The organism is Vibrio ouci (genome assembly GCF_004551525.1).
GTDB classification, from domain to species: domain Bacteria; phylum Pseudomonadota; class Gammaproteobacteria; order Enterobacterales; family Vibrionaceae; genus Vibrio; species Vibrio ouci.
The window spans coordinates 1-13,152 of the sequence record NZ_SATR01000023.1; the positions used below are offsets into that span (position 1 = coordinate 1).

General features: G+C 44.7%; 10 protein-coding genes and 2 tRNA genes. 2 read left to right on the plus strand and 10 right to left on the minus strand.

All coding sequences use genetic code 11. The features are described 5' to 3' along the window. Window positions 1–72: 72 nt before the first annotated feature. Both ELS82_RS15030 and ELS82_RS15035 read left to right on the plus strand, forming a co-directional pair. A tRNA-Gln gene (locus tag ELS82_RS15030) sits at window positions 73–147 on the plus strand. 127 nt (window positions 148–274) lie between these two features. Further along, window positions 275–359 (plus strand) — tRNA-Leu (locus ELS82_RS15035). Window positions 360–559: 200 nt separating this feature from the next. On the opposite strand, the gene ELS82_RS15040 is transcribed toward ELS82_RS15035, so the two are convergent. From ELS82_RS15040 to flgE, 10 genes are all read right to left on the minus strand, one after another. After that, complete coding sequence (locus ELS82_RS15040) at window positions 560–1,693, minus strand: flagellin (RefSeq protein ID WP_134836202.1); 1,134 nt, start codon at window positions 1,691–1,693, stop codon at window positions 560–562. 586 nt (window positions 1,694–2,279) lie between these two features. After that, complete coding sequence (locus ELS82_RS15045) at window positions 2,280–3,425, minus strand: flagellin (RefSeq protein WP_134836203.1); 1,146 nt, start codon at window positions 3,423–3,425, stop codon at window positions 2,280–2,282. Window positions 3,426–3,794: 369 nt separating this feature from the next. Next, window positions 3,795–4,988 carry a flagellar hook-associated protein FlgL gene (flgL, locus tag ELS82_RS15050; protein ID WP_134836204.1) on the minus strand — a complete coding sequence of 398 codons (1,194 nt, stop codon included), beginning with the start codon at window positions 4,986–4,988 and terminating at the stop codon, window positions 3,795–3,797. Window positions 4,989–4,998: 10 nt separating this feature from the next. Further along, window positions 4,999–6,873, minus strand: coding sequence for a flagellar hook-associated protein FlgK (gene flgK, locus ELS82_RS15055; protein ID WP_134836205.1), 1,875 nt, complete (start codon window positions 6,871–6,873; stop codon window positions 4,999–5,001). A gap of 306 nt (window positions 6,874–7,179) precedes the next feature. After that, complete coding sequence (gene flgJ / locus ELS82_RS15060; protein WP_134836206.1) at window positions 7,180–8,088, minus strand: flagellar assembly peptidoglycan hydrolase FlgJ; 909 nt, start codon at window positions 8,086–8,088, stop codon at window positions 7,180–7,182. 11 nt (window positions 8,089–8,099) lie between these two features. Further along, a complete protein-coding gene (locus tag ELS82_RS15065) occupies window positions 8,100–9,191 on the minus strand; it encodes a flagellar basal body P-ring protein FlgI (protein WP_134836207.1) in 1,092 nt (363 codons plus the stop codon). A gap of 66 nt (window positions 9,192–9,257) precedes the next feature. Beyond that, window positions 9,258–10,040 (minus strand): flagellar basal body L-ring protein FlgH, encoded by a 783-nt coding sequence (flgH, locus tag ELS82_RS15070; protein ID WP_134836208.1) that lies wholly within the window; start codon window positions 10,038–10,040, stop codon window positions 9,258–9,260. A gap of 23 nt (window positions 10,041–10,063) precedes the next feature. After that, complete coding sequence (gene flgG, locus ELS82_RS15075; RefSeq protein WP_134836209.1) at window positions 10,064–10,852, minus strand: flagellar basal-body rod protein FlgG; 789 nt, start codon at window positions 10,850–10,852, stop codon at window positions 10,064–10,066. Window positions 10,853–10,871: 19 nt separating this feature from the next. Continuing rightward, window positions 10,872–11,621, minus strand: coding sequence for a flagellar basal body rod protein FlgF (locus tag ELS82_RS15080; protein WP_134836210.1), 750 nt, complete (start codon window positions 11,619–11,621; stop codon window positions 10,872–10,874). A gap of 206 nt (window positions 11,622–11,827) precedes the next feature. After that, entirely contained in the window at window positions 11,828–13,132 is a 1,305-nt protein-coding gene (gene flgE / locus ELS82_RS15085; RefSeq protein WP_134836211.1) for a flagellar hook protein FlgE, read from the minus strand. Between the last annotated feature and the right edge of the window lie 20 nt (window positions 13,133–13,152).

Genomic DNA, 13,152 nt, shown 5'->3' on the forward strand with positions numbered 1-13,152 from the left:
GCGCCGCAAGGTGTGAGAGTTCAAGTCTCTCCTTCCGCACCATTATTTAAGTCTTTCTTATGAAAGCACTGCAGGTCTATCGCCAAGCGGTAAGGCAGCGGCTTTTGATGCCGCCATTCCCTGGTTCGAATCCAGGTAGACCTGCCATTATTTATAGGTTCAGTGGATAACATTTTTTGATGCCTTGTCTATTGTCCCTGGCTCGGTTCTAAGTAGCCTGCTATATACAACGTCTTATTGATTCTCCAATTATCAGTAATGACTACAAATTGATGCGGAAGTGGCGGAATTGGTAGACGCACCAGATTTAGGTTCTGGCGCCGCAAGGTGTGAGAGTTCAAGTCTCTCCTTCCGCACCATATTTACTCTAGAAATAGAGAGAGAAACCCAGCTTTTTAGCTGGGTTTTCTTTTATCTATCTAAAACTACTATTTACCGTTTACACGAATAAGCCCCATCTATATCCCTACAACTTTTAAACGGTAAAAAAACAAAACCCAGCCGAAGCCGGGTTTTCACTTAAGTCATGACTTTATTAGTTTCTAAAGAGTTCAGCTCTTTAGCCTAAAAGCCCCAACGCTGAGTTGGGCGCTTGCTTTGCTTGTGCAAGAACAGAACTTGAAGCTTGAGTAAGGATCTGAGACTTAGTCAATGCCGTTGTTTCTTTAGCAAAGTCAGTGTCTTTGATTCGACTATTAGATGCGTTCACATTCTCATTGATGTTTTCTAAGTTGTTGATCGCATGATTGAAACGGTTTTGGAATGCACCAAGCTCTGCGCGATGACTATCCACGAACTTAAGTGCTGCATCTACGATTGCAACAGACTCTTGAGCTCCCGCTACCGATGTAACATCAATAGAATCGACCGTAACTGCCTGAGCTGCACCAAAGCTTAACTCGCCGGCTAGAGAGCCTCCAAACGTCGCTGCGCCATCGACTTTATTATTGTCGGTAAATAGCTGCAGGTTACCCTCTTCACCAACCGATGCTTTAACAAGATCAGTCTGACCGTTGATGTAAGTTGCGAGCTCTTCAATATCGTCACCTTCTTTGGCATTGATAGTGATATTTTGCGCTTCGCCAAACTTATCAGTTAGAGCGATAGTGAGGTCGTTAGCACCTGCTTGCACCGACCAATCTTTGCCCTGGCCATTCGCTGCTACATAGCTGTTACCACCCATCATCACGTTATCACTACGCATGTTGTTCATGGTTAGCATTACAGCCTCACCGTTGTCAGCACCAATCTGGAACGACTTGGTTGCAAACGTACCGTTGAGCAGCTTATTACCACCAAATGAGGTTGTTTCAGCAATTCGATTTAGCTCATCATTTAGTGCTGTTACTTCTTCTTGGATAGCAACACGCTCTGATTTCGAGTTTGAACCATTTGCAGATTGAAGTGATAGATCACGCATACGTTGCAGAATGTTGGTTGTTTCATTCATTGCACCTTCTGCTGTTTGTGCCATCGAAATACCATCATTTGCATTTCGTACTGCGACATCTAGACCACGACTTTGCACATTCAATCGATTCGAGATTTGCATACCTGCTGCATCGTCTTTTGCACTGTTGATCTTAAAGCCAGAAGATAATCTTTCCATTGACGTTTGCTGCGCTGAGTTTGCACTGTTTAAGTAACGCTGAGCTGTCATTGCAGAAACGTTTGTATTTACATTAACCGCCATAGTGGTTCTCCTATTGATTTTCCATTTACCGGAGTATCCGAAAGGTTTCCGACGTCTCGGAAAACCAATGAGTTCTCTCAAAGTACCCTTTATAACGACAGTGAATTGATGAACTTTAGAGCAGAATGAAGAAAATTTAGTCGCATCATAGCTATTTCATTGAAAACATGACGAAACAAATAAATATGAAATTAGATGCTAAAGTTTTGCTGCTATCGGTCGGGCATATGTTCAGATTGTGAGCATGAGGAATGTGCTAGATATAGACGGAAGAGTGGATACTAGAGGCAAGTTTCAAATGCCTAAAATGAAAAACGCCCTGCTCCGATTAAAGAGCAAGGCGTTAGAAAGAGGTAGCCCCAAGTATAACTAATTAGCCATACCTTCCTTTGAGAGAACCGGGGCTATTTGACAACCAATGCCGTTGGAGATCGAGAGAAATGATCACAGCCTGGTTGTCGTTTACATAAGTGATTCGGTTATAGAACAGGTATGAGAGAGAGTCCTATATTTTCATCACCTATGTTTGCCGTCATCCCTTCACCTAACCCTACGTCTAGGTTACTGCTAGTGAAGGTATTGACTACTATTGCAATAGTGACATTGCAGAGTTTGGCAACTGTTTTGCTTGAGCAAGTATCGATGTACCCGCTTGTTGCAGAATTTGTGCTTTAGTCATTGCCGTTGTTTCTTTCGCGAAATCAGTATCACGAATACGACTGTTCGATGCTTCAACGTTTTCTTGGATGTTCGCCAAGTTGTTAATGCTGTGGCTTAGTCGATTTTGTTTCGCACCAAGGTCAGCTCGCTGAGAGTCAACATATTTAAGTGCAGCATCAATAATACCAACTGCATTTTGCGCACCACCAACCGTATTTACATCAATGTTCTGAACCGTTGTATTGGTACCTGGACCACCAGTAAGACCAAGCTCACCAGCTAGACCACCAGAGATATTCAAGTTGCCTTCAAGGTTTGGTTCAGCGGCAAATATTTGCAGGCGACCATCTTCATCAACAGATGCTTTTAGCTTATCTGTTTGACCATTGATGTATGTTGCAACTTCTTCGATGTCATCACCTTCTTTAGCAATGATATCTAGTGTTACTGCTTCACCATCTTTAGTCGTGAATTCAAATTTAAGATCTTTAGCCGTTGGTGGTACACCCCAATCTTTATCTTTCGCATTTTCTGGTGCGGAAATAAATGACTGACCGCCCATACGGAAATCATCCGCACGTACGCTAGTTAGGCCCATGATAATCGCTTCACCAGAACTTGCACCGATCTGGAATGATGCTTCACCAAATGAACCATTAAGTAGCTTACGACCACCAAAAGAGGTCGTTTCAGCGATACGGTTTAATTCATCTTGCAGCGCTGCAACTTCTTCATGTAGTGCTTGACGTTCTGACGCCGAGTTCGTGCCGTTTGCAGACTGTAGCGATAGATCTCGAATACGTTGCAGGATAGATGTCGATTCGTTCATCGCACCTTCTGCTGTTTGAGCAATGGAAATACCGTCATTTGCGTTACGCATTGCTACATCTAGACCACGAGACTGCGCCGTTAACCGGTTCGAAATCTGTAGACCCGCAGCGTCATCTTTCGCGCTGTTGATTTGTTGGCCTGATGATAAGCGTTCCATCGAAGTATTAAGATCGCCGGTCGCTTTATTTAAGTAACGCTGGGCGGTCATCGCCGAAACGTTAGTATTTACTGTTATGGTCATAGTTTGCTCTCCTATTGAGTTCGCAACTGCTTGCGAAGCGGCCAGCTTTGTCTCATTTGGAAGCACTGACCGTAAATTCGTAGCTAAGTCGGAATATCACCAACTCAAAGCTTGTTGTTTAAACTCTAATCTAATTAATTCAAGTAGCGTGCCAACTTTAAAATTTGTCATCAAACACTTTTAAAGTTATTTAATATCAGCACCTTAAATTAAGTACCGACAATTAATCACGCTGACTTCTTTACTACTTTTAAGCAGCGGCAATCGGTTTGCCGCTTACTTTGCCACCACTTGCCTCTTTCAAAGCAGCTGGTGAAACGATTCAATTATCTAGCTCGCACTTAAGGCGTTGCACATAAGGCGTAGAGCTTAGATGTAATTGAATAAGGTTAAATCTTTTGTCTTACCGAAAGCTTGTTGCGACGCTTGCAAAGCCCTTGAGTTCTCGTTGAACTCAATAATGGCTTCGGCATAGTCCAAATCTTCAAAATTACTCTTCGACTTTGCTAGGGTCATTTTGAAATCTTCGTGCTGCTCTTCCTGAATATCTAATGTACTGAGGCGAGCACCCACATCTGTTCTAGCTTTGTTTAAATGGATAAACGCCGCATGGAACTCTTGAGTAATCTGATGAAGTTTCGCGGTATTCGACGCGTCAGATACAGAGCCCGATGACAAGCTCATCGCATCTTTAAAGGTATCGAATATGCTGTACGTATCTCGTCGGTCTAAGGTAATTTCATCACCTTTGGTCAGTTGACCTTTAACTTGAATTGTCAGCTCTTCAAATTTGATGCCTTCAGCCGGATTGAACACATCCGCTTTGACCACTGAGCCATCTCGCTCAAGTTGATAACCATATTTACCATCGGGCATGTCAACAAACGTCACTTTATATTCAGACTGATCATCCGGGTTTGTATTGATCGCACGCTCGAGTAATAGCTCTGAAGCCTCTTTTAAGTTGTACTGAGGTTCATAGCTGCCAAAAGGGTTATCAATCTCCATAAACAATTTACTGCCAGGGTTGTTGATTGGCATTTCTAAGCTATTGGAGATTTTCATCTTGCGTTGATAATCGTCACCGGCGTAAGTCACATAGCCATCTTTATCACGGAAAAATGGCTGATTCTTAGGCTTGGTGCCGGCAAAGATATAGTTGCCCGATTCGTCTTGTACATTGACCAAGTTAAGGAAGTTATTGGCTAACTCTTCAATTTCTCGACGTTTTGCTAGTCGATCTTCAGGCGAAAGCGAGCCGTTAATCATTTCCATCACGGTACGCTTGGCATCATCGGTGAATTCTTCCGCATTGGAGATAATCACCTCATGATGCTCTAGACGATTTCGCGTCAGCACGATGGCATCGGTATATTGACGTAGCTGTTCTTTCTGTTGGCCAATATTCTGAATGTAATGTGTCGCTAACGGGTCATCGCTGGCTTTCATCAGCTTTTTGCCAGACGCTAGCTGCGCTTGATTGTGATGCACTTTCGCTTCAGAACGACGCAAATCATTCTGTACTGATTGATAGTTATGGAAGCTAGAAATTCGATTCAACATTTACGCCTCCCTATCTCAACGCCAGAATGGTATTAAAGGTGTCATTTGCCGCCTGCATAATGCGCGAAGAAGCCATATAAGCTTGCTGAAACTTCATCATATTTGCCGCTTCTTCATCGAGGTTCACCCCCGCTATGGATGCCACTCTTTCTTGAGCCGCTTCTTTTTCTAGACGCGATACATCCGTTAGGCGCGATGCCGTCGACATTTGCAGACCCACATCCGTATTCAGGTTGTGGTAGATATCTAAAATGGTCGATTCACCGTCATTCAGCTTTTTGTCTGTCTGAATGTTTTGCATTTTTAGTAAGTTGCCGTTATCACCTTCAGAAGGGACAAGGTTTGCCGTGAACTTATCGTTAGGCAATGCACCACCAGTTAGCTCGAATGACGTGCCTTGCACAGTTACAGCCCCTGTTGGTGGATAGTCTTGAGGCTGTAGTAACACTTTCCCTTTTGTATCAGTCACTGCGAACTGCTTACCATCAGGTGAAATCACCACTTCAAATTCTCTAAGAGATCCGGCCTGAGCAATACTGAACTTTGCCGTACCTTGTGCAAACGTGGTTGAGGCTTCATAACTTTGAGCTGCAATCGCACTAGGGTCATTGGTTTCCACTCTCATCTGTGCAGCACCGCTTCGAGTCGGTCTTAATAGCACGCGCTCACCAGACTCTAGATCGTTACGAATATCGATTCGAATCCCATCTAGGCTGATAGCATTGTCGACCACTGGCACAATAAACTGCTCACCACTTGGACGAGTAATGTAGTAGTCGCCGCCACTGTACTGGAGAGAATATTCACCACCGATTAACTGGTTGGTATCTTCGATGTATACCGCTAGGTCTGCTTTTGAATTAGACGAAGTCACGACACGTGATTCAGCAACAATGTCAGAGTTCACATCGGTAAACATCAGCCCACCGATGTTGCCTCGCAAGTCTAAACCTTGGGATTGCAACTTGTTCACTTCATAAGAAAAAGAGGTCGCGAGCTTACCGAGCTCATCCATTAACTGCGGAATTTTTTCATCGCGCATAGAGAGCATAGAACCTAGCTTACCGTCGATATCTTTGGTGGTGATCGCCTTAATCCCCTTACCTTCAATCATCGCCAAGCGGCGCTGGTGAACGTCAGGGTAGCCATCGATCATTTTCAGTTCGCTGGACTCGGTGCCTGAAACTAGCGTGTGGCCATTACCGATATGGACATTAAAGCCTTCAGCATTTTTGCGCGGCGTTACAGTAACTTTGGTGTATTCAGAAAGCTCAGCGATTAATTTCTCATGCGTATCCATTAGGTCGTTATGCGGACCCGGTGTACGCATCATCAAACGGTGTAAGTCACGAATTTCAACCGCAAGTTGGTTAACGCGTTCGATACCTAAATCAAGCTTCTTATTAGTTACATCTGACTGGTGACGAATCGTTTCATGGAAGTCATTAAGGTTTTGGGTAATGAGGTTAGCTTTTTCAAGTACAACTTTACGAGCACCCACGTCATTCGGGCTATCGGCTAACGACTTCACGCCATCAAACCATTCGTTTAAATTTTCTGGAATTTTCTTCGAGGAAACCGATGAAAGCATGTTGGATAACATTTCCAAATTCGCTTCATCATCGATTTTATTGGCATGGCTAGTGGTCGAAACATTAAGCTCGTTAACGGCAAACTGATCCCAAGAGCGGCGAACTTTGTCCACATGTACGCCCATACCGTAGGTTTCCCCACCGTATTGACGCGGCATGTTTGTGCCTTGTATCACCGACTGACGGCTATAACCCTCTGTATTTACATTAGAGATGTTATGACCTGTGGTGTTGAGTTGTCTCTGAGCCGTCAGTACGCTTTGCGCACCAAGATTCAGAAGATCAGACGCCATATTGCCCCCAATAAACCTATATAAATCAGTATTAACTGAACATCTAAGTTAGTAAAAGCAATATCTGTGCCATTAGAAATAATTGAAGTATTAAAATCTCCCAAGTTGTGTATCTATATGTCATCCTCAAGACTGAGGAACGAGCGAGTTGGGGATCTCTGTAAGATTGTAATGAAGAGTGGGCAGATTCCCTACTCACTCCTTCGTCGCTCTATGGAATGACATTTTCCCTGAAGAGTAAGCTCGTATATCGGAGCAACGAGTTCTCGCTTCCAACAAAAAACTCACCCTAAGGTGAGCTTGTTTCTACATTTGGTCGATTTTCGCTTTGACCCTTAACACTTTATCGGCGTAACTTGGGTCTGTTGCATAACCTGCTTGGTGGATACCACGAATAAACTCTTCGTTATTACCACCATGGCGCAGTGCCGTGGTATAGCGCGGGTTTTCATTTAGAAAGCGCACATAATCATTAAAGCTATCTTCATAGTTTTGATATGAACGGAAAGCGGCTTGCTCTTTAACTGGCACACCTTGATGGTATTCCAAGGTTTGAGTTGCCACCTTATCGCCGCTCCAGCTTCTGTCCGCTTTGATATTAAATAGGTTGTTACTGCTACCACGAGAGTTATTAATGACCTTCTGACCCCAGCCAGTCTCGAGCGCTGCTTGAGCGAGAAGTAATGAAGAATCGACCCCAAGCGCTCGTGCTGCTTTTTCCGCGTAAGGTTTCATCGAGCTAACAAATGACTCAGGGGAGTTAAACCTTGATGGTTCAACTTTATCTGATTGCATTACCGTCGTGGTATCAGCGCGTTCTTGGCGAATGCGGTCAACTTTCTGCATCATCGCTTCGAAATCAGTATTTCGCGCGTTGGCATTTTGGTTCTCGACACTGCCTGAAGTAAGCTGGGCAACGATCATATCAGCTAAACCGAGAGAACCTGACGAGCTCAATTCACTCGACATTTGTTCATCCATCATTTGACGATAGAATTGCTGATTCTGGCTATCCATCAAGCCTGATTCAAACGTCGAGTTCGCGTCACGCATCGACTTAAATAGCATTGAGGTAAAAATCGCTTCAAACTGTTTTGCCGCTGCAGTCAATGCCGCTTTTTCACTGGCCTCATCACCATCTACCGCTTTCTGACGAAGCTTGTCTAGCCCTGCGATATCGTGGATAAAACCAATATCATTGCCATTATTAATCATTGCTCTACTCCTTAGATAACGATCAATTGACCTTCAATAGCACCTGCTTGCTTCAATGCTTGCAGGATTGCCATCAAGTCAGAAGGGGCAGCGCCCACTTCATTCACAGCGCGGACTAAATCATCTAACGTTAGACCAGGTTCGAATTTGAACATCTTGCCCTGCTCTTCAGTCACTTCGATGTCAGTATCAGGCACAACCACCGTTTCTCCGCCACCAAAGGCATTCGGCTGGCTGACATTAAGATTCTCTTTGATCGCAACCGTCATACCGCCATGAGTCACGGCAGCTGGCTTCAAGCGCACATGCTTACCCACCACGATAGTCCCGGTGCGAGAGTTAACGATAATTTTTGCTGAGCCTTCAGCAGGATTAAATTCAAGATTTTCAATTGCAGATAAGAAAGCCACGCGCTGAGTAATATCACGCGGCGCACGAACCTTAACCGACGTAGCATCAATCGCTGAAGCCATCTGAGGGCCAAGGAAGTTGTTTACGGCATCAGCCATGCGCTGCGCAGTAGTAAAGTCAGACTCAAGCAGATTGAAAGTGATGTAGTCGCCGCGGCTAAATGGTGTTGGAATTTCTCGCTCGACCATTGCACCATTTGAGATCATGCCCGCAGTTGGGTTGTTACCGACAATTTTAGAACCGTCCGCACCCGTTGCGCTAAAACCGCTTACTACAAGGTTGCCTTGTGCCACGGCATAGATTTGCCCATCAAGACCTTTTAGCATGGTTTGCATTAATGTGCCGCCACGCAAGCTTTTAGCTGAGCCGATCGAAGAGACAGTAACATCAATGGTTTGGCCTTGCTTAGAAAAAGCTGGAAGCTCTGCCGTCACAATAACAGCGGCAACGTTTTTCGACTTTGGTTTTGTGCCCGGTGGCATCTGGATACCAAAGTTTTGCAACATGGCATTGAAGCTTTGGTCAGTAAATGGCGTGGATTCCCCCGTGCCCGGCAAACCCGTTACCAAGCCGTAGCCAACCAATTGGTTACTACGTACGCCCGCAACTTGCGAAACGTCTTTAATGCGTGCTGCTTGAGCTTGTGTTGCAATAAACAGCAGACTTGTAACAAGGAGAAACCACTTTTTCATAACCGTACCTTTACTCTACACTCAACCAGCTTTGTGTTTGTGCCAAAAAAGCGGCATTAACTGGGATTAGAGAGAGACATTAAAGAATCGTGCCAAGAATCCCGGTTCTTGCATATCTTGTTGTGTGCCAGTGCCAGAGTACTGAATTCTTGCGTTGGAAATACGGGTTGATGCAATGGTATTTTGATAGTCAATATCGTCAGGACGGATGGTGCCACTTAATCGAATATACTCATCACCCGTGTTTAATGTCAGCCACTTCTCCCCACGAATCACAAGGTTGCCATTGGCTAATACCTCGATAACTTCAACGGTAATTGAACCAGATAAGCTGTTGCTTTGGTTGGCTGCAGCACTGCCACTGAATGAGTTGTCGTTACTTAAGTTATATGAGAAGTTGTAGTCACCAATATTAAGCTGCTGACCACCGACTTCCAGCGGATCCATGGTTGCATCATTGTTTTTCGATAAATCAGCGTCTGAACTCTTAGACGCGTTGGTGCTTTCATCGAGTGTGACGGTAATAATGTCACCAATACCACGTGGCTTAGAATCATCATATAGGCTGGATGCACGGCCGCTATTAAACAGTGAACCTGTTTCAGCCGCATAGTGCTCAGGCTGATGCTTAGGATGAATCGGAGCCCAGGCAGGATCGCCAGAGACAGGATCATTTCTGCCACGTAGCGTATCGATGACGCCAGACTCATCATCACTCGATTTATCACCTTCAACGGCATCAACTGTCGTCGTACCTTGTACAACATCAGGCGTTTCAATCGGTGGCTGCATCAGTGTACAACCAGATAAAGTGGCAACACCTAATAGCATGGCTAGTAATCGATTCATCTCTCTACCCTCTTCCAACTAGATTAAAGCTGTTGGTTAACAAAGCTCATCATCTTGTCGACCGCAGAGATGACTTTAGAATTCATTTCGTACACACGCTGAGCTTCAATCATATTAACCAGCTCTTCGGTAACGTTAACGTTTGATGTTTCAAGCATCGACTGGCGAATGTCACCAAATCCATCAAATCCAGGAACACCTTCTTGAGGGTCGCCACTCGCACCTGTCGCCATGTAAAGGTTCTGACCAATTGGCTCAAGACCACCTGGGTTTACAAAATCAACGGTGGCAATTTGACCGACCACTTGGTTATCTTGCTGACCACGAATACGTACTGATACTTCACCGTCGGTACCAATCGTAATGCTCTGTGCGTCTTCAGGAATGGCAATTTCAGGTTCAAGTGCATAGCCTGCGCCTGAAGTTACGATAACGCCTTCATCATTGACCGTGAACTGACCATTACGGCTGTAACCAATATTGCCGTCTGGCATTAGGATCTGGAAGAAGCCGTCACCTTCAATCATCATATCGAGACTGTTATTGGTCGTCTGGGTGTTACCTTGGGTATGAACCTTTTGGGTTGCCACAACCTTAGAACCAGCACCTAGCATCAAACCGCTTGGCAGCTCGGTGTTCTGTGAAGATTGACCGCCAGGTTGATTGATATTTTGATAGAACAAGTCTTCAAAAACCGCGCGGCTTTTCTTGTAGCCGACCGTAGATGCGTTGGCTAGGTTGTTTGAAATCGTTGAAATATTGGTTTGTTGAGCGTCTAAGCCCGTTTTACTTACCCATAATGCAGGATGCATAATCTTCTCCTAAAATCTATTAGCTCATACGAAGCAGAGAGTCAGACGCTTTGTCCAAGTCTTCTGCAGTGCTCATCATCTTCACTTGCATTTCGAATTGGCGTTGCAAGTCAATCAGGCTAGTCATTTCACCGATAGCATTGACGTTACTGCCTTCGATTGCGCCTGTGAGCAGTTTTACATCGGCATCCGCTTCGTATGCCGCATTAGGATCTTTTGCACGGAATAATCCGTTGATATCTTTGAATAGTGATTGATTATTGGTGCGAGTAAGCTTGATTCGGTCCACAACTTCAATAGCATCTGCTGGAGCGCCCTGAGGAACCACAGAAATTGTACCGTCGTTGCCGATCTCGACTTTACTCACCGGAATTGGAAGTGTAATGGGTGCGCCAGTTTCACCGAGTACTAAGTGGCCATTGCCGCTGGTCAGTAAACCATTTACATCAACGTTTAGATTACCGTTACGTGTCAGACCTTCTTTACCTGTCTGATCCAGAACAGAGATCCAGCCATCACCTTGAATCGTTACATCTAAATCACGACCCGTAGTAATCACACTGCCTTGTTGGAAATTATGTCCCGGACGCTCTGTCATGCTAAACACTCGGCTAGGAACACCTTCGCCGTATGCCTGCATTGAACGCGCTTGCGCCAAATCAGCACGGAAACCCGTGGTACTGACGTTCGCTAGGTTGTTTGCTCTAAGCTGCAATGCCTGCATATTCTGCTTGGCGCCGCTCATCGCAAGAAACAGTGCACGATCCATAATTTGCTCCAATAATCACAATTCTGATCAATAGAAAGCAATAGGTATGCCAACTTATAAAAGTCGTTTTATATCAATAAATTAAAATTAAAACGGCAAGCTTAGTGGAGAAAATAGAGGAGGCAAAGAGTGAGAGGCGGCAACATAGCAAGCTGATCTTTGCCACCAGCTTGCTATCCAGATTATTGCCAAACAACGTAAGTCGATTAACGGATTTGCAGGATGTTCTGTTGAGTTTGGTTGTGCACTTCTAAAGAACGAGAGTTCGCTTGGAAGTTACGTTGAGCCGAAATCAGATCAACCAGCTCTTGAGTCATATCAATGTTTGACTGCTCAAGTGTACCGCTACTGATCGAACCAAACGAACCTTTGTTCGACTCGCCCCAAATTTTATCACCAGAGAACTGAGTAGAATCCCACTGAGTACCACCTTTCTTATCTAGACCTTGCTCATTGGCTACACGAACCATTGCAACACGGCCTAAAATGATGTTCTCACCGTTGGAATAAGTACCTAGAACACTACCATTTTCGTCGAAATCAACTTTAGTCAGGAAGCCTGTTGTCGCGCCATCTTCATCGAACTTAGTCAGTTCAAACGGTGCGGCAAACTGTGTCGCATCTTGCAGACCCAAAGACAGAGTCTGGTTTACATCAGCGCCGTTAAGTTCAACAGGGTTTGCCCCTGTACCTAGTGGCTCAGAAACAATGTTTTGACCATTGTTAAGGCTTGCTAGAGTACCGTCATTGTTAAACTTCATCGTATGACCAATATGGCCAGTCGGAGACGTTGCGTCACCACCTATAATGTTCAGAGGTTTCTCACCCGCACTGTCAGTCACTGTGTAGTAAGTCTGCCAAGTGTTAGGCTGAGTCTGATCTTTCAAATAGTAAGTGGTTAACTTGTACGACTGACCCATAGAGTCATAGATCGTCGAAGACGTTGAACGGTTGTATGTTTCAGGATCAGAGTAATCGAATAACGCAGGGTCTTTCAGCTCGCCACCAGCAGGCAGGTTTACACCGACTTCGATGTTTGCCGTTTGCTTAGGCTTACCAAATTCTTTTGGAATGTTGATTGGTGACGGCTCATAAGAGAGTACATCACCAGTATCTTTATTTACTTGATAACCCAATAGGAACTCATCATTCGCAGTTACCATGTAGTTATCTTTGTTCAGGTGGAACGCACCGTTACGTGTTAGCTCGTTTGATGTCGGAGTCAAACGGTCTTTTGCAACCGCGAAGAAACCTGTACCACCGATACGTAAATCCATTGGGTTATTGGTATAAATACTTGAACCTTCATGGAACTGTTGTGCCACCTTCGCTGCTTGTACACCTTGTCCAGGTGTCGTCTTAGCGTGAGTGAACAGTGAATTCGAGTAAACATCACCGAACTCAGCACGAGACTCTTTAAAGCCATACGTGTTCGCGTTCGCAATGTTGTTACTGGTTGTATTCAAGTCTAATTGAGCAGCGGATAAACCACTTAGTGCAACATATGACATTCCAAAATCTCCTATCTAGC